Source organism: Catenovulum sediminis, assembly GCF_007289895.1.
Lineage (GTDB): Bacteria > Pseudomonadota > Gammaproteobacteria > Enterobacterales > Alteromonadaceae > Catenovulum > Catenovulum sediminis.
Genome location: NZ_CP041660.1, coordinates 2,824,288 through 2,847,368, shown reverse-complemented (window position 1 = coordinate 2,847,368; position 23,081 = coordinate 2,824,288). Strand labels below are relative to the sequence as shown.

At 39.3% G+C, this 23,081-nt stretch carries 21 protein-coding genes; 5 read left to right on the top strand and 16 right to left on the bottom strand.

All coding sequences use genetic code 11. The annotated features are described in order from the left end of the window. Window positions 1-12: 12 nt before the first annotated feature. From fliG to FNT16_RS11860, 8 genes are all read right to left on the bottom strand, one after another. Window positions 13-1,053 carry a flagellar motor switch protein FliG gene (fliG, locus tag FNT16_RS11895; protein ID WP_143871788.1) on the bottom strand — a complete coding sequence of 347 codons (1,041 nt, stop codon included), beginning with the start codon at window positions 1,051-1,053 and terminating at the stop codon, window positions 13-15. After that, on the bottom strand, window positions 1,046-2,767 hold the full coding sequence (gene fliF, locus FNT16_RS11890) for a flagellar basal-body MS-ring/collar protein FliF (protein ID WP_425456674.1): 1,722 nt from the start codon (window positions 2,765-2,767) through the stop codon (window positions 1,046-1,048). Before fliF ends, fliG begins: the two co-directional genes overlap by 8 nt. 18 nt (window positions 2,768-2,785) lie before the next feature. Continuing rightward, window positions 2,786-3,124: a flagellar hook-basal body complex protein FliE gene (gene fliE / locus FNT16_RS11885; RefSeq protein WP_143871787.1), complete on the bottom strand. Its 339-nt coding sequence runs from the start codon at window positions 3,122-3,124 to the stop codon at window positions 2,786-2,788. Window positions 3,125-3,912: 788 nt separating this feature from the next. Further along, window positions 3,913-5,247, bottom strand: a complete 1,335-nt coding sequence (locus FNT16_RS11880; RefSeq protein ID WP_425456706.1) for a sigma-54-dependent transcriptional regulator — start codon at window positions 5,245-5,247, stop codon at window positions 3,913-3,915. 9 nt (window positions 5,248-5,256) lie between these two features. Next, window positions 5,257-6,339, bottom strand: coding sequence for a sensor histidine kinase (locus tag FNT16_RS11875; RefSeq protein ID WP_143871785.1), 1,083 nt, complete (start codon window positions 6,337-6,339; stop codon window positions 5,257-5,259). A 157-nt stretch (window positions 6,340-6,496) separates the two neighbouring features. Continuing rightward, a complete protein-coding gene (locus FNT16_RS11870; RefSeq protein ID WP_143871784.1) occupies window positions 6,497-7,942 on the bottom strand; it encodes a sigma-54 dependent transcriptional regulator in 1,446 nt (481 codons plus the stop codon). A gap of 218 nt (window positions 7,943-8,160) precedes the next feature. Then, window positions 8,161-8,964 (bottom strand): flagellin N-terminal helical domain-containing protein, encoded by an 804-nt coding sequence (locus tag FNT16_RS11865; protein ID WP_185976586.1) that lies wholly within the window; start codon window positions 8,962-8,964, stop codon window positions 8,161-8,163. Between the two features lie 100 nt (window positions 8,965-9,064). Next, window positions 9,065-9,463 (bottom strand): FAD synthase family protein, encoded by a 399-nt coding sequence (locus tag FNT16_RS11860; RefSeq protein WP_143871783.1) that lies wholly within the window; start codon window positions 9,461-9,463, stop codon window positions 9,065-9,067. 276 nt (window positions 9,464-9,739) lie between these two features. Here FNT16_RS11860 and FNT16_RS11855 point away from each other — a divergent pair, with 276 nt between their 5' ends. From FNT16_RS11855 to FNT16_RS11835, 5 genes are read left to right on the top strand one after another with little or no spacing between them, the layout of a single operon-like run. After that, window positions 9,740-10,720 (top strand): NAD-dependent 4,6-dehydratase LegB, encoded by a 981-nt coding sequence (locus FNT16_RS11855; protein WP_143871782.1) that lies wholly within the window; start codon window positions 9,740-9,742, stop codon window positions 10,718-10,720. Window positions 10,721-10,737: 17 nt separating this feature from the next. Further along, window positions 10,738-11,766, top strand: a complete 1,029-nt coding sequence (locus FNT16_RS11850; protein WP_281281858.1) for an N-acetylneuraminate synthase family protein — start codon at window positions 10,738-10,740, stop codon at window positions 11,764-11,766. Window positions 11,767-11,768: 2 nt separating this feature from the next. Further along, the gene (locus FNT16_RS11845; protein ID WP_143871780.1) at window positions 11,769-12,581 is read left to right on the top strand and encodes an NAD-dependent epimerase/dehydratase family protein; all 813 of its coding nucleotides are present in this window, start codon (window positions 11,769-11,771) and stop codon (window positions 12,579-12,581) included. Beyond that, window positions 12,574-13,758, top strand: coding sequence for a UDP-N-acetylglucosamine 2-epimerase (gene neuC / locus FNT16_RS11840; protein WP_143871779.1), 1,185 nt, complete (start codon window positions 12,574-12,576; stop codon window positions 13,756-13,758). The genes FNT16_RS11845 and neuC overlap by 8 nt, the downstream gene beginning before the upstream one ends. 15 nt (window positions 13,759-13,773) lie before the next feature. Next, window positions 13,774-14,829, top strand: coding sequence for a nucleotidyltransferase family protein (locus FNT16_RS11835; protein WP_143871778.1), 1,056 nt, complete (start codon window positions 13,774-13,776; stop codon window positions 14,827-14,829). Here the strand turns inward: FNT16_RS11835 and FNT16_RS11830 are convergent. Genes FNT16_RS11830 through FNT16_RS11795 form a run of 8 tightly spaced genes read right to left on the bottom strand, consistent with a single transcriptional unit; the run spans window position 14,826 to window position 23,076 of the window. Beyond that, complete coding sequence (locus FNT16_RS11830) at window positions 14,826-15,545, bottom strand: nucleotidyltransferase family protein (RefSeq protein WP_143871777.1); 720 nt, start codon at window positions 15,543-15,545, stop codon at window positions 14,826-14,828. The two genes, FNT16_RS11835 and FNT16_RS11830, sit on opposite strands and share 4 nt — an antisense overlap. Further along, entirely contained in the window at window positions 15,545-17,047 is a 1,503-nt protein-coding gene (locus tag FNT16_RS11825; protein ID WP_143871776.1) for a PfkB family carbohydrate kinase, read from the bottom strand. The genes FNT16_RS11830 and FNT16_RS11825 overlap by 1 nt, the downstream gene beginning before the upstream one ends. Before the next feature lie 3 nt (window positions 17,048-17,050). Continuing rightward, complete coding sequence (locus FNT16_RS11820; protein ID WP_143871775.1) at window positions 17,051-18,085, bottom strand: alcohol dehydrogenase catalytic domain-containing protein; 1,035 nt, start codon at window positions 18,083-18,085, stop codon at window positions 17,051-17,053. Window positions 18,086-18,122: 37 nt separating this feature from the next. Beyond that, the gene (locus FNT16_RS11815) at window positions 18,123-18,869 is read right to left on the bottom strand and encodes a phosphocholine cytidylyltransferase family protein (protein WP_143871774.1); all 747 of its coding nucleotides are present in this window, start codon (window positions 18,867-18,869) and stop codon (window positions 18,123-18,125) included. Beyond that, the gene (locus FNT16_RS11810; RefSeq protein ID WP_143871773.1) at window positions 18,866-19,471 is read right to left on the bottom strand and encodes a gamma-glutamyl-gamma-aminobutyrate hydrolase family protein; all 606 of its coding nucleotides are present in this window, start codon (window positions 19,469-19,471) and stop codon (window positions 18,866-18,868) included. The genes FNT16_RS11815 and FNT16_RS11810 overlap by 4 nt, the downstream gene beginning before the upstream one ends. Further along, on the bottom strand, window positions 19,468-21,768 hold the full coding sequence (locus tag FNT16_RS11805; RefSeq protein WP_221935024.1) for a PEP-utilizing enzyme: 2,301 nt from the start codon (window positions 21,766-21,768) through the stop codon (window positions 19,468-19,470). Before FNT16_RS11805 ends, FNT16_RS11810 begins: the two co-directional genes overlap by 4 nt. 44 nt (window positions 21,769-21,812) lie before the next feature. After that, entirely contained in the window at window positions 21,813-22,559 is a 747-nt protein-coding gene (locus tag FNT16_RS11800; RefSeq protein ID WP_143871772.1) for a class I SAM-dependent methyltransferase, read from the bottom strand. 1 nt (window position 22,560) lies between these two features. Further along, complete coding sequence (locus FNT16_RS11795) at window positions 22,561-23,076, bottom strand: adenylyl-sulfate kinase (protein WP_143871771.1); 516 nt, start codon at window positions 23,074-23,076, stop codon at window positions 22,561-22,563. Between the last annotated feature and the right edge of the window lie 5 nt (window positions 23,077-23,081).

Sequence of the window (23,081 nt, the reverse complement as noted above, 5' to 3'; positions counted from 1 at the left end):
TTAGTTTAATACCTATAAGAACTCTTCGCCGCCACCGCCGCCAAGCATCACTTCACCTGCGTCCGCCAACCTGCGGGCAATAGACAACACTTCTTTTTGTGCTGCTTCTACTTCACTGATTCGAATGGGGCCCATAGCTTCTAAATCATCTGCCAACATTTCGGCCGCGCGTTTTGACATATTGCCCAGAATTTTCTCTTTTAAGCTCTCATCTGCACCTTTTATGGCTCGCATAAGCACATCTTGTTGTACTTCACGCAGGATCGCCTGAATACCCTTGTCATCTACATCGGCTAAGTTATCAAAGACAAACATTAGATCCTGGATTTGCTGACTCATTTCTTCGTCATGTTCACGGATTGAATCCATCAACTGGCCTTCAATGTTGGTATCTAGGTAGTTCATGATATCGGCAGCTGCTTTTAAGCCGCCCATTTTCGCAGCTTGCGCACCCGCTTGACCTGCGAACTGTTTCTCCATTATTTCGTTCAATTCTTGCAATGCGGCTGGCTGAACTTCTTCTAAATTTGCAATACGCATCATTAGGTCTAATCGCACTTTTTCAGAGAATTGACTCATGATTTCCGCCGACTGCTCTGGCTCTAAATAAGCCAATACGATAGTTTGAATCTGCGGGTGCTCATTTCGGATAATGTTTGCCACCTGTTTAGAATCCATCCACTTGAGTGAATCTAAACCTTTGGCACCACTACCCATAATAATTTGTTCGATCAGGTTGCCCGCTTTATCTTCGCCCAATGCGGCCGTTAGGGCTTTTCTGACAAATTCTTGGCTCTGGAAGCCTATGGTGCTGAATCTTTGTATTTCATCGATAAATAATTTATGGATAGCCGTTATTTTGCCCTGACTAAAATCGTCAAGAGAGGCCATCGCCATACCAACCTTTTGCACTTCTTTTGGCTCAAGGTGTTTTAAAATTTGCGCTGCGTCTTCTTCGGATAAACTTAACAATAGAACCGCTGCTTTTTCTATCCCGTCTAAACGGGAGATATCATATTCTTCTGATGTATTTGCGACTTCTTGATCAGGCATCTTCGTTCAACCATGCTTTTACAACTTGTGCGGATAATATTGGTTCGTTGGCAACTAACGCTCGAACCGCTTTTAATACGTCTTCGTCTTTGTGCAGATCTGGTAACATCAAGGTACCATCCTGATTGAAACCAACTGAACTTGCATCAAAATCTGCCGATAACATGTCAATGGTTTCATCACCTAAATCAACACCCGATGAAATTGAGTCGTCTGAATACTCATCCACCACTTCTTCTGGATAAATTAACTTACGTAACATCGGACGAACTACCGCTAAGATTAGCACTACGATGATAATTGTACCTAATAACAAGCGTACTAATTTAGTAAACCAAGGTTGTTCAAGCAGTGGTGTTTCTTCAATTTCACCTAAATCGGTACGAACAAAAGGCACAGTTACAACTTCTAACGTATCACCACGCTGCACATCAAAACCAAGACCACCTTGTAATAATCTTCGGATATTTGCGAGCTCGGCTGTGGTTCTGGGATCATAGGTTGTTTCATTGGTTTCGTCATTTACATTTGGCAAATAATCAACCGCAACCGACACACTTAAACGGCGAATTACACCGGTTTGCTGGCGGGTATGACTAATTGTTGTGTCTAGTTCATAATTTCGTGTCGCTTCACGATGACTTTTACTGGGAGAAGCATTGCCGTCCCCCCCTCTAGCTTCTTCTGGGATGTTAGATTCTAGCGGGGGTTGATTTGTCAATGCCCCCGGAATACCCGCTGCGATGCCGCCCAGTGAGTTTGTTTCGACCGTCATTTCACTGCGCACGGCAGGCAAATCAGGATTGTAACGTTTTTGTGTTTGCTCAATTGAGGTAAAGTCCATTGTGACATCAACTTGCGCGGTATAATTACCTAAGCCAACCACAGGAATTAATATTGAGTCGATTTTTTCGAGGTATTCAGCTTCTCGTTTTTGCTCAATTTCATATTCTTTTCGGGTTCTGGAAGACAAGTCGTTTTGTGAACCTGAATTTAATAATCGACCATTTTGGTCTGTTACTGTGACGCGTGTTGGCTCTAACCCTTGAACGGCTGATGAAACGATATCAACGACAGAATCGACTTCTTCTGATGCGAGCATTTTGCCGCGTTTCATGGTTAGTACGACAGTAGCGCTTGGTTTTTTTTCATGCCGTGCAAAGACGTTTTCTTTTGGTATCGCCAATAATACTTTTGCACGTTGAATGGAATGTAGCTCTTCTATTGTGCGTGCTAAAGTTTGCTCGCGACTATATTTTAGTCGCTCGGCTTCAACACGTTGGCTGACGCCAAAACCCATATCTGTCAATAATATGTCGTCGCCTTTTGCAGGACCGCTTGATAACCCAGAGCGCGTCATTTTTAATTTAATGTCTTGGTATTCATCTTCGATGACATAAATCACATCACCGTCTAGGCGGTATTCTATTTTTTGTTGATCGAGGAAATCGAGTGTGGAGATCAGTTCTTCTGTTTCCATTTTACCCAATGGGCGAAAATCAGGTTCGCGCGCCCAGACAATGATAAAAATTGCAATGGCTAAACAGATTGCGAGTGCCAGTATTAAGGTCACTTGGCGTAATATATCAACATTGCCAAGTGAACCCATAAATCCGGATTTTTGTTCTTCTGTAGACATATCTGAGGTTGCGACATCTGTGTTATTGTCGTTTACCATGATATCTGTTGATGCACCTTGTTCAGCCACGTTCATTTACTCCGAAATACTGTGTTATACAGGCATGTTGCTAATTTTATCGTACGCTTCCATCACTTTGTTGCGTACATGCACAGTTGCTTCGAAAGCGATACCTGCTTTACCTTTAGCTATCATAACGTCAGCCAGCGATACACTTTGATCACCCATTTCAAATCGGTTGGTCATCTCTTTAGATTTGTGCCCGAGTTCGTTGACGTTTTCGACGGCTTGATTAAGTAATTTACCAAAGGTTGATGAATTCGCATTTTCAACTTTTGGTCCGACAGGTGCGACTTCTGATTGGATAGGTGTACCAGCCTGTGCCGCCAAAGATTGCATTTGTGCGTATAGGTTGTCTGCTCCAATTTTCATATTGTTACCCCTTTCGTGTCAAAATATTGAACTTTTGAATCTTGTTAAAAGGGGTAATGCACAGGGTGTGCCAGATATTTAAAACAACTTGTGGGTTAACGACTGATGTTGTCGACTTGATGAGTTTGAAACTTGCCACTTGCCTCTTATTACTTGTTACTTGCGACTTGTAACTTGCTAATTGTCGCCCTAAAGGACGACCTACACAGCTCGATACTCGTAGCTCAAAACTTGACACTTAAAACTAAAATGTAGGTCGCGGCTTTAGCCCGACAAAACTTGCAATATGCACGATGTCGCCCTGTAGGTTGGTCTTTAGGCCAACAAAAGCAAGGTGCACTGGTTTTAAATGAAAAAACTGTCACCCTAAACCGACAATAATGTAGGTTGGTCTTTAGGCCAACAAAGCAAGATGCACTGGTTTTGAACTAAAAACTGTCACCCTAAACCCACGACAAGTTTGAAACTTGTTGCTTGCCACTTATTACTTGTAACTTGTCGCCCTAAAGGACGACCTACACAGCCCGAAGTCCCTCGCTTACAAGCTATTTTTAACTTGTCGCCCTAAACCCCCAACAATGTAGGTTGGTCTTTAGGCCAACAAAAGCAAGGTGCACTGGTTTTAAATGAAAAAACTGTCACCCTAAACCCACAACAAATTTGAAACTTGTTGCTCAAAAATGTAGGTCGCGGCTTCAGCCCGACAAATCTTGCAATATGCATAATGTCGCCCTAAAGGACGACACACAGCTCAATGCTCAATGCTCAATGCTCAAAAATCTACTATTCTATACAGGTATTTCAATCCCCATTTCTTTCATTTTGGCAATTTTATATCGCAACGTCCGCGGGCTGATACCAAGTTTATCTGCCACTTTATTTCGTTTGCCATGACACGCAATTAAGGTGTCTAAAATAATTTGATGTTCTTGTTGCCGCAGCTCTTTCCCTAAAGACTCATCATTATTTTCAACCGGCACATTATTGGGAACTGCGGTATCCGCTTCAATCAAAATATCTGCAGCGTCAATAATTTGATGCTGGCATAAAATTAACGCGCGCTGTATCACGTTATCAAGCTCTCTGACATTTCCCGGCCAGCTATGTTGTTGCAATAAACTTCGCGCTGCCGTGGTTAATTTGGGCGCTTGCTTTTGCGCTCGAACTGAGTGGCGTTCGATTAAGTGCTCAGCTAAGGGTAAAATATCTAATTTGCGCTCACTTAAAGGCAACCAAGTCAACGGAAATACATTTAAACGATAATATAAATCTTCACGAAATGTACCATTGGCTACCGCTTGTTTTAAATCCTGGTTGCTAGTTGCAATAACTCGAACATCTAATTTAATGGTTTTTCGTCCACCTAGGCGCTCTACTTCTCGCTCTTGCAAGACTCGCAATAATTTTGCCTGTAGCACTAAATCCATTTCTGAAATTTCATCTAATAAAATCGTGCCCTGCTGAGCTTGCTCAAATTTGCCCGGACAAGCCTGAAGCGCGCCGGTAAAGGCACCTTTTTCATAGCCAAAAAGCGTAGCTTCTAACATATTTTCGGGAATAGCTGCACAATTGATGGCGATAAATGCGTTTTCACTGCGTGGCGATTCGTTATGAATAAAACGCGCCAAGACCTCTTTACCCGAACCACTGGGCCCGAGCACCATAACCGAGGCTTCAGACTTAGCGACCCGACTGGCGAGCTGCAACATTTGTATGCTTTTTTCATCTGCAACCACAGGTTTATAACTCTCACTTTTGTCTTCTGGCATATAGCGCCCGACCAAGTTTAATAAAACTTCAGGTGAAAAGGGTTTTGCTAAATAATCCGTCGCACCTTCGCGCATCGCATCGACTGCATCTTTAATATTGGCAAATGCCGTCATCAATAAAAATGGCATCTCCGGAAATTTTGTTTTAACCGATTTCAGCAAAGATAAACCATTTATACCGGGCATTTGTACATCACTGATAATCAATGAAATGGGGTGTTGATTCAATAAAACTAAAGCCTGCTCACCGTTTTCTGCTTCAATACACTGAAAACCACCAATTAATAAGGTATCTGAAATAGCCTCTCTTAAATTTTCATCGTCTTCGACTAATAATATTTTATTGTCCATGATGACCTCCGATTAATTTTGACCTGCAGCCAGTTGTACAGGTTTGGTGACCAATACAGGCAACTCTAAAGTAAATGTGCAGCCGCTGTTAAGTTGCGATTCAACAAAAACCCGACCTTGATGTTGTTCTGTCACGGCCTTTACAACCGCCAAACCAAGGCCGGTTCCTTTACCACGTGTCGTGAAAAACGGCTCAAAAATTTGCTCTTGGATCTCTTTAGTAATACCGGGACCGTTATCTATAACTTGCACCCAAACATTGTCTGGATTTTCAGGACTCCGTTTGGCAAGCAGTTGAATGCGAGCCCCTGCACCGATAATTTGAATGCTGTTGTGAATCAGGTTTTGAATGGCACTGGCCAACGCATTTTTGTTGCCATAAATTAAAATGTCTGGTTCTGGCAGTTGCGTTGATAAATGACCTTGATTTTGTAAAATCATTGCTTCGCTGCCCGCTTGCACTTCAGATAATAACTGACCCAGAGACAAGGTTTCCGCAACTTGCTTTTGACCAGTTTTGGCAAACAACAACATATCGTTTATCTGGTTATCAAGATCTTGCAAACGCGCAATCAGTTTTTGCTGAAAATTGCTTTGTGAAACCTTAGCAAGTGATGTATTGGCCAAGTTTGAAGCATACAACATGGCTGCAGAAAGCGGAGTGCGGATCTGATGCGCTAGTGAAGCCATCATTTTACCCAGCGTACTAAGCTGTTTAAAATGGCTTAAACGCTCTTGCAATAGCCGCGTATGGGTCATATCGGTTAGTAAAATAAGCTGACCAGATTCAGGTGTTAAAGCAGTGGTTTCTAACTTAACTCTTCTGCCATCGTGCAATGAAACTTCGTGTCCATCATCCGCTTGGGGATTAAACGCACGATCGATCACATCTATCCAGCGGGCGTGCAAAAGTGGCTCACCTAACAAGTCGATGGCAATTTGATTGGCTTCTTCGACAAAACCATTTTCATTTAATATGACGACACCAGCAGGCAATATATTCACCAAATGACTCAAACGAGCCGCCTGGCTGCGTAAATCGTTCAATTCGCCAGCGTAACTTTCCTGTGCCAAGTTTTGAAGATTAAGTTGCATTGTATATACCTGTGTCAAAAAACCATACAGGCTACAAAGCAATCAAAGTGCCAACTTTATTTATCTTTAAAATCAAACAATTAAAACAAAAAAGCTGCGTCATTAATATGACACAGCTTTAAATCTTACTCGGTAAATTTATTTAAGCAAAAATGAATTAGGCTTGGTTCAAACCATATTTACGCATTTTTTCGACCAATGTTGTCCGCCGCATTCCTAACATTTCGGCAGCTCTTGCAACCACACCATCGTGGAAATCAAGCGCTTGATTAATTAAATTAATTTCTAACTCAGCAAGGTATTCTTTAAGATTGATACCTTCATCGGGTAAGCTTGTCATTAAGCCAACATCATTAAAGTCGTCTTCTTCGTCATAATCTTCTTCAGAAGAACCAAACAAATCGTTAAGCGCCTCACGCTCTAACATTGACTCAGGGTATTCAGGTTCAAATGCCTCTACTTCAATATGTTGATATTTAGCAGGTAAATCGGCCACATCCACAATTTGATTGGGATATAAAATGGTTAAGCGCTCTAATAAATTAGCCAGCTCTCGCACATTACCCGACCATTTATGTTCCATTAATGACTGGTATGCATTGTCGGTTAATTTAACTGACTCACCTTCACGTTCAGCCAATCGATTAATGAGCTCCTGGGCCAACAAAGGGATATCTTCTCGCCGCTCACGCAGTGCCGGGGTTTCAATCGGAAATACATTTAAACGATAAAACAAGTCTTCCCTAAATTTACCGTCTTCAACTAATTGTTCTAACTCTCTGTGTGTGGCAGCAACAACCCGAACGTCTGCTTTAACTTGTGTCGCTGAACCGACCCGCTCAAAAACACGTTCTTGCAATACGCGAAGCAATTTAACCTGCATCGGCAGTGGCATATCGCCGATTTCATCTAAAAATAATGTGCCACCCTGAGCTAACTCGAAACGCCCTTTACGTGCACTAATTGCGCCGGTAAAAGCGCCTTTTTCATGACCAAACAATTCACTTTCTAACAGCTCGCCGGGTATTGCGCCACAGTTAACTGGCACAAAAGGGCCTTTCGCTCGTTTAGACAATCTATGGATAGATTGTGCCACGACTTCTTTACCTGTACCGGATTCACCTAATACAAGTACGTTTGCATCGGTTGGTGACACTTGCTCAATGAGTTTACGTACAGTTTGCATCTCTTGGCTTTTGCCAACTAAGGTGTGTAGTAAATCTTTACTGCTGGAAACCGATCTGCCCGGCTTATTGCGCAAATAACTTTCGCAGTGATGCAGTGCATGGGTAAATTGCGCGTAATTGATACTACCATTGATCGCCGCAACGACATTGGCAAATGCAGTGAGCTCAGAAACGCTTTCCTGAACAATAAAAGGTAGCTCAGGGGCTGAGTTAATCAGCTTTTGGCTATCGTCAATATTCTTAACACCAGCACCGAGCAAAACGGCCTTCCAGTTTTGATGTTGCTTTAAATGTTGAGCTGCTTCTTCAGGCAATACCCAATCATAATCTTCATCAATAAACTGCAAGATAGTTTTAAACTGCTCTAGCGATTCGTTTTTACTATCGATTAATAATATTCGTCGTTCAGAAGGCATCTATGTCAATTTATTGTTGTTTTATTCAGGCTTGGATGAATTATTGACGAAAAAGGCGGATTAATCCAGCAAAGCATAAAAAAAACGTCAATTTTTTGTAATTAGCGTAAAATGAAGTAAATAGTCAGCAAGTGTTTAAGACAATGCGAGGCAATAAAAAGAAAAAGCAGCACGGGATGAGCGCACTGCTTTTACGTTATATATGAATGATTTTTTGCTTAACTCAGCAAACTTAATACAGACTCTTGTTGTTGCCGAGCTTGCGCCGCAACGATATTGGAGCTTTGGCTTAAAATATCATTTGCTGCTTGATCAGCGGTAGCCTGTGCATAATCAGTATCCTGTAAACGACTACGGGCAGCTTGTACATTTTCGTTTGTCGTATTTAGGTTATTGATGGCAGATTCAAATGCATTGGCTGTTGCGCCTAAACTGCCTCGCTCTGAACCGACGAACTCAATTGCGCTGTCGATTGACTCTAATGCTGTATCAATATTTCCTGAAGTGACATCAATATTTTGTAAACCAGATAACTGTGACGCTAAATCAGATGTATTTACCGAACGAGACTGCCCTGCTCCCGAGCCAACCTGGAAAGAAAACTCATTGTCTTGGGTAAATAATGACTGACCGTTAAATTCGGTATTTTCAATTGTGCTTTGAATATTTTGCTGTAAACCGGAAATTTCAGACTGAATTGCCTGTCGGTCTGCATCAGTTAATATCCCACTACCTGCTTGTTGGGTAAGCTCTCTGATTCGCTGTGCATCATCGTTGATGCCTTGCAATGCTCCATCCGCTACTTGTGATAATGAAATACCATCGTACGCATTACGCACAGATTGTTGATAGGCGTTTGATTCAGAAGAAAGTCGTTCTATGATCTGTTGGGCGGCCGCAGCATCTGCCGCTTTATTAACTTTTTTACCAGACGACAATTGCTCAAAAATAGTGTCTTGTTTTCGATTAATCTGGTCTAAAAAATTGGCATTAGCGCCAGACGAAATATTGTTAATAGCCATAACCGCATCCTTAAACTACTTCAATGCATTGAGTGATATTTGTACAGTATAGCATAACTGAGAAATTGACAAATAACAAAAACCAAATTTATGGCATAAGTTATTTAGATAGTGAGTGCACAACCTCTATAATTTCAGTAGTTGAAATAGAGGGCGTGCGCGGCAAGTATATAACTTCACAAATATCTTTGAAACAATCAAACTTTCCTTGCCAATCATCACCCATTACCAAAATGTCAGCCTGATGCTGGCGCAAATATTCAGCTTTCATATCCAAAGAATGCTCTAAAAAAACGGCATCAACAAATTGAAGTGACGAAATTATTTTCACTCTGGCTGATTGTTCATAAATTGGATAACGCTGTTTTTTATCATAATTTAGCGCATCGGTTGACACACCAACTGTTAAATGGTTCCCCAAAGCTGCTGCTCTCTCTAATATGTTTATATGTCCCACATGGAAAACATCAAACGTGCCGAATGTGATTATTTTTTTCAGAGTAAACCCCTATATTAAGTTCTTAACGGCTTTCAAAATATCAATAACACTGCAAACCGTATGTTAAGGAAAGTAAGTATTGTAATGCGTCTCCTCAACGTTTGTTGTCTAGTATTACGACAAGCAAACTATTAATTTTCTCAATGTTGTGATTGCAAATATAACCTCGTCAATGATGTATCTCCAAGTTATAATAATTACGCTTATAGTTTGTTGCTTGACATAAACCTGAATTATATATAAGTCTACCTAAATCTAAAATATCTAAGGAATATAATGAAAAAAATTTTGGTAACCGGCGCAGATGGTTTTATTGGCTCTCACTTAGCGGAATTGCTTACTCAAAACGGTTTTCAGGTTAAAGCATTATGCCAATACAACTCATTTAATAGCTGGGGTTGGTTAGATACCTCACCGCTTGCAAAAGAAATGGAAATTGTCAGTGGTGACGTTAGAGACCCATTTTTTTGCAAAACAATCAGCAAAGATATAGATGTTATATTCCATTTAGCCGCTTTGATAGCAATCCCTTTTTCATATCACGCACCACAAAGCTATGTGGAAACCAATGTAACTGGCACCTTGAATATTTGCCAAGCAGCATTAGAAAATGACATTTCACAAGTCATACACACATCGACAAGTGAGGTTTATGGAACGGCACAATACGTACCTATCGATGAAAATCATCCGTTACAAGCCCAGTCGCCATATAGCGCATCAAAAATAGCAGCAGATGCTATGGCTGTAAGTTACTTTAATGCATTCCAGCTCCCAATTACAATAGCCCGGCCTTTTAATACATATGGCCCAAGGCAATCTGCACGAGCAGTTATACCATCGATAATAACGCAAATCGCAAATGGGGCTGAAGTTTTAAAATTAGGAGACCTTGCTCCGACGCGCGATTTCAATTACGTAGAAGATACTTGTAACGCGTTTATCAGTTTATTAAACAAAACAAATATTTTGGGTGAAACAATTAATTTAGGTTCTAATAGCGAAATCAGCATTAGTGATACTGTGAAAAAAATAATCACGCTAATGAACAAAAACGTGACAATAGAGCAAGATGAACAAAGATTACGTCCGAAAAATTCGGAAGTGTTCCGACTACTCTGCGACAACACCAAACTAAAAGAAAAAACCGGTTTTGAGCATAGCGTTACAATTGATGCAGGGTTGCAAAAGACAATTGAGTGGTTTACTAACCCTGATAATTTACGCCAATATAAAGCAAATATATATAATATTTAGTGATGAATAAAAAACATATGCAAATTGAAAATCTACCTATAGGTCCAGAGTTTCCCCCAGTTGTTATTGTTGAAATTGGAATCAACCACAACGGCAGTCTCGAAGAAGCCTACAAACTTGTAGATGCTGCCTATAAAGCAGGCGCACAAATTATTAAACACCAGACTCATGTTGTTGATGACGAAATGAGTCCTGAAGCTAAAAAAGTTATTCCTGCGCATACCAAGGAATCCATTTACGAAATAATGGAAAACTGTGCGTTGAATGAAGCCGATGAAATAAAGCTAAAAGCGTATGTTGAAAGCAAAGGAATGATTTTTATCAGCACCCCTTTTTCAAGAGCAGCTGCTGATCGTCTTCAAAAAATGGGCGTATCTGCATATAAAATTGGCTCAGGGGAGTGCAATAATTATCCATTAATTGAGCATATTGCTCAATTTGGAAAGCCAATTATTCTAAGCACAGGCATGAACGATATTGCTTCTATAACGAAAGCAGTAGAAATTATTGAAAAGCACAAAATTGACTACGCTTTACTACATTGTACAAACATTTATCCAACGCCAAACAAACTGGTTCGGCTAGGTGCTATGCAACAAATGCAGCACGCATTTCCCAACGCCATCATTGGTTTATCTGATCATACAACCACAAATTATGCTTGTTTAGGCGCTGTTGCACTCGGCGCTTCGATTTTAGAACGACACTTTACCGATAGCAAATCTAGAGTTGGGCCAGACATCTCTTGCTCTATGGATCCTTCTGATTTGACAGATTTGATCACAGGTTCTCGACTCATATATGAATCTCTAGGTGGAACAAAAGAAGCCGCTCAAGAAGAGCAAGCAACTATTGATTTTGCATTTGCAACGGTTGTCACGATTAAAGATATAAATGCCGGCGAGACGCTTGATAAAACTAACGTTTGGGTTAAAAGACCCGGTACGGGTGAAATACTAGCCAAAGATTTTGAAAATGTATTGGGGAAAACAACCATTAAAAATATCCCCACTGGTACTCATTTAAGCTATAGAGACTTCGTTTAATTATGCTGTATATATCAGGAGCAAGTGGATATATAGGTTCTGCGCTTTGTAAACATTTGAATAAGCAATCCATTCAATATAACACCATTAGAATAAGAATAGACGAACCGGAGTCAACCGGCAGCCTGCTCCAAATAAATAAAGAAGATACACTTATCCATCTTGGAGAGTGTGCCAATATAACGCAAGCAAACCAGCTCGGTGAGCGATATATCCAGCAAAATCTTGCGGCACTAAAAAAATTATTGTTCCTCGGTTTTAATAAAATAATCTACGTATCATCAACAGCAGTATATGGTGAGACTGGCAATACGCCTGCAATGGAAGCGGATTCGGATCTTGTATCAAGTCACATATATACGAGAAATAAAATAACCTGCGAGCAATTTATTCAAAAACACTTTCCAGAATATGTTATTTGTCGGCTTAGTAATGTGTATGGCGGTACAATGAAACAAGATTGTTTGTTTGCGGATATCTTGAACCAACTAAGTGCCCCAACCGTCACTTTGCGAAACACGGCACATACAAGAGACTATATCCATATCACCGATGTCTGCACAGCCATAACTCAAGCATTAAAAATAAACGTCAACGGCTTATATAATATCTCTGCTGGACAATCGTATTCAGTATCGGAAATAGCAAACCAGTTGTTCAAAATTCACAATGCTACACCGATTTTGAAAGGTCACTCGACAACGACTTCGTCGCAATACATCTGCAACAAAAAAGCGATGCAAGCATTAAACTGGATACCCCAAATGGATATATCAGCGGGCTTAAAAACAATAAAAGTGAATAGTCATGAATAAACATATCGCGGTTTTTACCGGTAACAGGGCCGAGTTTGGCCTTCTTAAACCAGTTATCGAAGCGTTAAATAAGCGCTCAACATTTAAAGTTTCATTGATTGTTTCAGGTGCTCACGTTAGTCATGTTTTTGATGCTTCAAAAAATGAAATTGCGCAAGCTGGATTCAATGTTGCGTGTGAAATAGAGTTAGCCAAAATTACGTCTTGCGCCGCTTCTACTCCATTTGCTATTGGTGATGGCATACAAAAATTCTCTCATGCTTTAGAAAAGTTACAACCTGACTTTTTAATCGTTTATGCGGACAGGTACGAAGGGTTTGCAGCCGTGATAGCAGCGTCTCAAATGAGCATACCGGTCGCCCACATGGAAGGAGGTGATTTAACCGAAGGTGGCGCTTTAGATGATTCAGTCAGACATGCGATGACAAAGCTATCTCACTTACACTTTACAACAAATGAAGAGGCAAAAAATCGAGTGTTGAAACTAGGTGAAGAGGCCTGGAGAGTATTCAATGTTGGTTTTTCCGCTATTGATACAATCAATAAAAAGCTATTTTACTCTAAAACTGAAATCCAAAATGAATTTAATTTAGATGCAAATCAACCCATAATAGTTTTTACACAACATTCGGTGACAACCGAATACCAAAAATCTAAAGAGCAAATACAAAGCGCCTTAACAGCATTACAAAAGGTGATGGCTGAAACAAACTGCAAAATCTTTTTAACCTACCCAAATGACGATATAGGCTGTGAAGCTATCATTGAAAAAATTGAAGAATTTGCTAAGAAATCTGAAAACACAATATGTCTAAAAAGCTTGGGTCAAAAACGTTATTACGGACTTTTAAATTTAGCAAAACACGATTGGAAAATAACATGTGTCGGAAATTCGTCTTCTGGAATCAAAGAAACACCAGCATTTAACTGCCCGACCGTTAATATCGGCACGCGCCAAGCTGGAAGACTTCAAGCCTCCAACGTCATCAACACCAGTTATTCACCAGAAGATATCTACCAAGCAATTAAACAGTGCTTATTTGATAAAACTTTTATTAAATCATGTCAAAAGATAAAAAATCCGTATGGTACGGGTAATGCTGGTGAAAACATTGCCGATATACTAGCTAACAGCTTTGATAAAGATCAATTGTTAAAGAAAAAAATGACCTATTAATTCGCGTGGTATCACATGGTTAAAGATTGGCACAAAACGTTAGTCTCTGAAGATTCAACAATATTAGATGCAATGAAAGTAATTGATAAATCAACATTGCAGGTAGCATTAGTTATAAGCAGTCAACAGAAACTCGTTGGAGTTGTCACGGATGGTGATATTCGTCGCGGCTTAATAAATAATCATTTATTGTCTGATCCTGTGGTAAATATTATGAATACAAAACCACTGGCCCTTGATACAAGCAGCAGCGAAACTCAGCGCATCGAGTTTTTATTGCAACACGGTATTAGACACTTACCGATTTTGAAAGATGGCAAACTGGTTGATTTATTTATTTACCCAAGCTTACGAAAAAAAACCTATAACAACCCTGTGTTTTTAATGGCCGGAGGGTTTGGTAAAAGACTCAGGCCATTAACTGAAAACTGCCCAAAACCACTATTAAAAATCGGCTCAAAACCTATTTTAGAATTAATTTTACTCAGGTTTATAAACGCAGGGTTTTATAATTTTTTTATTTCCACACATTATTTACCTGAAAAAATCGTAGCGCATTTTGGTGACGGGCGTAAGTGGGGGGTACAGATAACCTATGTACATGAAGAAACGCCACTGGGGACTGCCGGCGGTTTAAGTTTAGTCAAACAGCAAAATATACAAGCTCCCATGATAGTGATGAATGGGGACTTATTAACAAAAGTTGATTTTACAAAGTTAATTGACTTTCACGCAAAAAGCCAAGCCATAGCAACCATGTGTATTAAACACGAAACTTATCAGATACCCTATGGAGTTGTGGAATATAACGACAATACACTTACAGGAATAACAGAAAAACCAACAAAATCTTATTTTATTAATGCCGGAATATATGTATTAAACCCCGCTTTAGTGAAAAGTATTGACGAAAATACTTACTTAGATATGCCAACTTTATTAGAGATGAATTTAAATAAAGGACAAGAAGTTGCTGTTTTTCCAATACATGAATACTGGTTGGATATCGGACAGCATGAAGAGTATAGCCAAGCGCAGATTGATTTTCATACAGACGATTATGAGTCTTAAATAAATTGGTAAACGTCTTTTTGTGCTTTCGCATAAGCGTTTGGATTACCAATATCTCTTAAATAAGTGGTATTTTCCCAAACGTGAATACGCTCTAAGATTGTTGGTATAATATCTAAACTAATATCCGGCTTTGTTAAAGAACAATTTAAAAAGCTAACGAGAGCTTTTTCCGAAAACAGATAAACGGCACCATTTGCTAAATTTCCTGGTGGATTGTCAACTTTTTCATGAAATGCCTTTATCCTTTTATCCGCATACAACTCTAATATCCCACATGTTTGTGGTGAATCAGTATGAAACGCCATCATGGTAACATCTATATGTCTATCTCTTTCAAGGTGAAAGTTAAAGAAGTCTTCCCAATCACAAAAGCACAAGTTATCAGCATGTGCAATCAACACATCCTCAGCAACCAAATTAAAACTAGAAACAATGTTTTTCACTGAGCCAGCTGTGCCAGCTAATTCAGCTTCATCAACAACGGTGATGTAACTGTTTTGTGCGTATAAATTTATAGCCAAGCGCACTTTATCCGCTAAATAGTAGGTATTTACATAGATATTTTTAATACCTTGCGCAATCAAATTATCAAACCAGTAATATAAAAGTGGTTTGCCAGCAATAGGCACCAAGCATTTCGGAACAGAATTGGTGAGAGGCTGTAAACGAGAACCCAACCCTGCGGCCAGCAATATAGCGGTATTAATCGCCATTACTTAACCTCGCTCAATGCATTATCTAACTCAGATTGTTGTAAAGGTGTATTGCCTACGCGACTTACTTGGCAAGCAGCAGCAACAGCACCGACAAAAGAGGCATGCCAAAAATCTGCACCAACAGCTAAAGATAAAGTTGCTGCCGCTAAAAAACAATCACCAGCGCCTGCGGGATCTTCAACTTTCTCGGCTAAAGCCGCAATTTTGTCGTTTACCCATAGATCACCGTTAACTGCATTCGTTAAAGGTTTATGTAAAAAAGCACCGTTTTCCGCCAATGTTACAACTACATGCTTGGCATCACATTTTTGCCGAAGTTTTTCAGATAGGACAACCAAACCATCTTTAGCGTTGTTTAACGCTAATCGGGCTTCTCGTTCAGTGGGTGTAATAATATCGACATGTGAGAATCTAGAGATGTCGCCAACCTGTGAAGACGATTGGCTATCTGCAGCCATGATAACGTTATTTTCGATGCAAAGTTGTATAATTTGATCAACCAGCGTTTGTGGCAGCACGCCGTAATTAAAATCTGAAAAGATTAATACATCAACATTATTAATTTCAGATTCCAATTGTTTTATTATCTGCTTTTGCAATGATTTTTCGATATCATGATTACGCACTTCATTCACTCGAAGCATCGTTTTACTGCCGACCCGATAGCGGGTTTTAAGATTTGTCGGTCGAGTTTCGTCCGAGCTTAAAAAAACTTCTACTCCGTATTCTGCTAGCTTCTGCTTGGTATAATTGGAATACTCATCAGCCCCTGTAACTGTATATAATTTGACGCAATTGGCTCCCATCGCTTTAGCATGGCTTGCTGTAATTCCAGAGCCACCAAGGTACAAAGATTTTTGATTTGGGGTTACAACAATTGTTGGATCTTCTTGAGACATACCAACAGCACTACATTGCACATATTGGTCAATTATTACGTCTCCAATAACTACAACGTTTAATTCAGAAAAACGCCGTACAGTATCAGAACAAGAACTCAGGGTAATATTTCTTCGGCTTAAATAACCATTTAATTTATTCGAATTAATTACCGGTGCTTGCGATTTCGAACTTTGCACACTTCCTTCATTAAAATATGCATCGCCTGAACAAAATATAAGCTTGCCGTTAAATTTTTCTAGCGCTAACGTTTCTGGGTTATCTTTGTTTTGATATTCAACACCTTTAACCATAATGTTAGGCTTTAAAGCCATAATAACTTTTTGAATTTCGTCTCGGTTGATAAAACAAAAATCTACGTAAGCAAGAGCAGAAACAACCTCAGCACGGTATTGCTCAGCTAAATAGGTTGGATTGTTGACAATGCTATCTGCATTTATACCTACTACTAAAATATCACCACACTCTTTGGCAAATTTTAATAAACGTATATGCCCCGGATGCAACGTATTAAAATTACCGTTAACGAACACAACCCGTTTATTGTCATGCAAAAGGGGGTTATCAATTAATTGAAAAAACTCAACTAGAGTGGTCATGTTTTAGCTCATTGTAATCAAAGCCCTGACAATTTTACGCTGCTCAAGATCATCCAAAGCATCATTGATTTGATCCAATGAATATTCATGAGAGAGCATTTTATGCACAGGTAATTTATACTTGTTTATAATATCGGCAATAATAGGTATATCTTTATCAGGTTTACTGTTTCCTCCCCAGCTCCCCTCAATTTTTTTACCACAAATTAACTCAAAAGGGTCGATAGAAATCTTGTCACCAAATTTTGGATGTGAGGCAAAAATGCAGCGGCCACCTCTTTTGATTAAAGCAAACGCTGTTTCTATAGTTTCAACCGTACCGGCCGCCTCAATGGCGTAGTCGATGCCATTTTTGTAAGTGTTTTTTAGCTTGGATATTTCGTTTTCATTCGCTAAATAGCACTCATGCGCACCTAATTCTTTTGCCAATTCTAATTTAGTCGGTTCAATATCTACGGCAATAGCCCTGATATTGCTAAAGTGCCGCAATGCTAACAATGCGCTTAAGCCAATTCCACCTAACCCCATGACTAAAACGCTAGAGTTTGCTTCCGGTTTTAATTGATTGAGCACGATACCGGCTCCTGTCGGTAATGCACAGCCTAAAAGTACGGCTAACTTTTCATCAAAGTCTTGCGGTATTTTTACCACTCGGTTTTCGGAAACGACAGAATACGTACTAAAGGTGGTCACCGCACCCGCGTTGATTGTTCCTATCGGCGAATCATACTGCGTCCCACCAGCATCTAAGCCTTCCCCTTTAATCCAACCTAGTACCACTTTATCACCGAGTTTAACCTTGGTAACGCCTTCACCCACCTGCTCTACTATTCCGACGCCTTCGTGGCCCAGCATATGCGGCAAGTATTTGTCTTCTCCACGAAGGCCTCTAGCCTCCATTAGCTGACTATGACAAAGGCCCGCATATAGTATGCGAACAACAACCTGCCCTTGCTTCAATGCGCCAATAGAAATACCTCGTACAATTTCTAAAGGTTTATTTGGGCTGATTAAAACCCCTCCTATAGTTTTTAACATGTCACCCCCTAAGCAGTTGTTTAATAAAAGGAAAATATTAATATACACCTTGTGTTCGCTGATAAGTTTCCAAGTCAGCCACTGTATCCACTTCTAACCACCCTCTGTTTATATAGGTAGGGTAAACCTCAAACGAGTTATTTATCAATAATTGAAGAAATGTCGTCATATACATATCTGAGAACTTTTTCCCGTCATAATATGCTTTTTTGTCGAGCGAGTGATAAAAATCTACAATCTCATGTATTTGGCAAGCTGGAATTTTAATCAACCCTATATACTGAGCATGGATTTCATCATAGCTCTTAGGCTTACCTCCCAATTCAATAATCCTTCCGCAATCAACTTTAAAAGTTTCCGCATCCTCTAACGGATTATCCATCCTAAGCTCCCAAAACTCTTTCCACTGCAGATCTGCAACTACACATATACCGCGTTTATCATTTAACAAGCTTTCAAGTACTTTAGGCTTGTATATAATGTCGCCATAGCAAACCAACAAATCAGCATTTCTCTCAAAAAAACGTTCAGCACAAAACAAGCTTTGAACCATATTAGAAGATGCAAAGTTTGGGTTATGATAACAATATCCGTAGTCAACTAGCTGTTCGGCTTTATAACCAGTTACTACTGCAACATTTTCTATATTCAGATGCTTCAGTGTATCTAGCTGATGCTCGATCAAAGCTTTTCCAAATAGTTCAACTAAAGCTTTAGGTTTATCATTGGTATAGGGGCGTAGCCGAGTTCCCTGTCCTGCGGCCAAAATTACAGCTCTTGTCATATTTCAAACCATTTTTTAAATAAATTAATATCCCTTCTTGTAGGTTTAGCCAATCTCTCTGGGTGCCACATAATTCCATATATTTTCTTTTTTATGTGTCTAATTGCTTTTATAACATTGTCATTGCTTTTCCCTAAGACCAATAAATCTGCAACTGTATTTGTTGTTCCATTTTCGTGGAAACTATTTACACATTCTATATTGCCATTAAAAGTAATGTGTTGTTGACGGCAAACATGGCCTTGAATAGGCTCAAGCGTTACACCGAAATAACTTTGTATAAATTGCATCCCTCGGCACACTCCAACAATAGGCAAATTATTCACTATACAATGTTTGATCAAACACAGCTCAATGGCACTTCGTTGATCATCACCTTTTGGATTGTGGATCCCTCCCCCTGTTAACAAAACACCACAAAAATCATTCGAAACAATCATCTTTTCTGCTAATGTTAAATTGTTTGGAATTAAAACAGGTATCAACCCAAGTTGCTCTAGAAAACCAAACCACCTAATGTCTATTGAATCTCTACACTCTAAATAATTATCGTCAAAGTCTTGCCTCATGGTTACTAAGATCATGTTACTTTTATGTGTCACCTAATAACCCTTACTTTTCTATTTATTGCATTGATTTCAAGAAGCTTTGCTGATTCCCATTTTTTGTATAAAATCTCTCCTGCACCAATAACCGATGGTATGCCTAGTTCGCTCGCCCTTATCGCCATATGAGAATTACAGCCACCGTATTGGGTGATAAGACCTTTTATATCGTGCGAAAAAATCCAGTCATAGCCCGGATCAGCGTTAGGTATAAAAACTATTTTACGTTTTAAGTCATACGTATTTTTAATACTACAAGTTTGTCCAGTTGTAACTTTGTCTGTGATAAAGTTAGGTTCCGATGCTGGTAACTCAAACTCGTCAACATCTCTAGCTGAAGATATTAATGGTGGCAAAACTAATAAACGAGTAACCTCATACAATCGCTTTCCTTTATCAATGCTCTCCCTTATCGTACCTTCAACACAATCAGACGCACCTAAAAGGGACTGTAAATCTTTAATATTTAAGTAAGCTGCATCTTCCCTTGAACATCCTACCTGAGCACACAGTTCAGCTATATCCTCAATGGCGTTACTCAAAGATTTTGAAAATACAAACTTAGCATATTCTCGCCCCTCGATTGCGGACTTTATAAAGTGAAATAATGATATGGCTGAATGACTTATACCATGTGCGCTTAACAATTCGTCACACTTCCTTTTGGTTTCATCTGATAAAATAAATTTGCAATCTTTATTTGCTAATTTCCGAGCATCCCAATCAAAATATAAATCAGGGGCTGCATCATACCTAGGTGAAGTTATTTCATAGGTTCCAGGTCTCAGGTGACCATATTTTTCTAAAAAAACTGACCGACTTTGACTCGAAAAATCATCAGACATTTGAGAGCTAACAGTTGACAAACTACTCATAAATCGTTCGTAATCATGCTCTGTCAATACCCTCTCTGCAACCATAGAACGTAATAACTGGACAGCAATAAATGCTGCTCTAGCTAAACCTGCGAATGGCAGAGTACCATAGCGCTTACAGTCTTCTAACTGCCAGTAAATTCTCTGCCGTATATCTGTAATTTTCTCATGTACGTGACTTTGACGCTGGACTAACTTTTCTATCTTGTGAAAGTCTTGAATCCATAATCCAGTTCGCGAATCTATTATTCGGTTCGTTAACTCCCTTAAAGACGTTGATAAGGTGGCTACTTCAAAATCCGAAAAACCGGCATTACGTAATTTCTCCATCTTGTTGTTCATATCTAGAGAATAACAAGACAGGACAATATTAAACTCTATTTTATCGTGATATATTGGCTTACTTTCTAACTGATCTAAATAATAGTCTACCAATTTTTCCGCTAGCTCTGGTGGCGTGTCTTTTGGAACAAACGAATTAAAACTCACTCTAACGTCTATGTAGGGTTGACCACAAAAGCTGACTAAAAGAGGAAAACTACGCAAGTTTAGATACCCATAGTTATTCCTTTGATACGCCCAAATATTATCGGTAACTAGCTCTCGATATAAACTTAATGAAAGAGGTTTGGGTCGCACACCGATAATTTCAGCAGGATTCCAGTCGGGCATAACACCAAATATACTTCGTTGCCCGTATAAATAAGGGTGAGGTGCATTTAACAGATTAATCTGATTTTTTATTCGCTTCTTTGCTCGAAAAACTTCATCAGTAGCTTTAGCTTCTGGTTTTTTTATGACCAAAGGACGCACTTGCAGCAACCAAAGGGTTTGGTCAGTATCAATAGCAAATTCGATATCAAGATTATCTTTTCCCAATAGTGTGCTTAATTCATCGGCTAACGCTATTAATTCACGTGCAGTTTCACTTTTAGGTTTTGTGTTTTTACTCACATAACAAGTAACGTAATCCTTGCCGTCACCACTTGTAATTGAATCCGTTCGACCAGTCGTATCGTAATTTATAACATAATAATCACTGTTATTAGATTGGTTATATGTAAAAAATACCCCACATTTTTCAACATTTACTAGTTGTGGTTGAATTAGTACTTGTTCAGAGTCTTTTAAATTTTCACGGTAACTAGAGAAAACTTTTTCTACGGCCATATTTAATGCTTGAATTGTAGTTATCCCAGCAATTGACAAATACTTCCCAGCTGAAGATTGGTTATTACAATCTTCAAAAGAGCAACTACTTCTCACAATAAGCGACTTATGCTTCGATAGAAAATTGGAATCCAAATTCCCATTCTTCCAATCAGTATATGTAATAATTACGCATGGTAAAATCTTCCCTGATTTTAAATTTGGTTGAAGTTCAAGTAGTGTTTGCCCTTTCGTTGAAAATTTAATCACAAGTTTGCCTTAAACAATGAATCTACAACTATTACGATACTTAGTTAATTTAACTGCGCCGCCCAAATCCTCGTTGTATAAGGAACGACTATATTTTCTTTAGGCAACTCATTGATAAAAGAACTCACTTTATCAATCACTGTCATAAAATCACCTTTGGCTTGCCGTTCTAAAGTAGCATGTGATTTCCAAGCTTCAATTATGTCTTTTTTTGACATCACGTGCTCAACAGCCCCCTCAATATACCTAACATTTTGAAATAACCCACTTCGTTTAATTTCTTCAGTTTGATCTTCTCTGCGAGAGCCGTACCCATACCCCTCAACAACACTTTTAATTATCGACTCAATTTCAGCTTGAATCGGATCAGTTAAGTCCCGGTGGTTCCACATAGCCGCGAACCACCCTTCATCTCTTAGTATCCGCTTACTTTCAACTAATGCTTTTTGGCGATCACAAACGTTGAACGAAGACCCAAAAGTTACCAGATCAAACGTTTTTGGGCTCTGCCTCGTATTTTCCCCAACACCTTCGCACCATTTAACATCAAACTCTGAGGTTCTTTGGATACCAAGTTGACGCATATCCTCATTAGGCTCTACAGCTATTACCTCAAAACCGCTCCTGAGTAGTTTTAGTGTTAAATGAGCGACACCAGCCCCAACATCACACACAACTGATTTATCTCTTAATGAAGAGATCTCAAATAGTCGTTCCAATGCTATATCGGAATAATCTGGCCTCTTTAAATAAGCTTGGGCCATCCCAGTATAATCCCACTCTGTTTTCATATTATTTATTCCACCTATCATTTTTATAGCATCTAGCTAATATATCGGCATAAGAATCAATTAATTTAGTACCATCGTTTACAAAATGAAAATCTGGCTGTTTTGGTAACTCAATTTTCTGATTGACACCCGGCAAATTAGTCTCGCCTGAACTATATAGTTTTTTTTGGTTTCGTTTTAGCAAAACACACTTGGGTGCGTCGATAAAAACTTCCAAGTAACCGGGTATGTTTGCTCTATTCCATTCCCTTACCTCTTCGAACATAGAAACTGTGGCACATATTACAATGTGCTGCTGAGAAACCATTAACTTGCATAACCGACCATACACAAATGCCAATTCAGCCCTGCTATCTCTATCATAGTGAGAATTTGATTTCCCTAATACATTGCGTAAAGAGTCCCCATCCAGCAAAATGGGCTTTACCTCGTATTCGAGAAGTTTGCGCTGCAAACACTGAGCAATAGAGCTTTTCCCTGCACCTGGCAACCCTGTAATCCAAAAACATTTAACCATAAAAT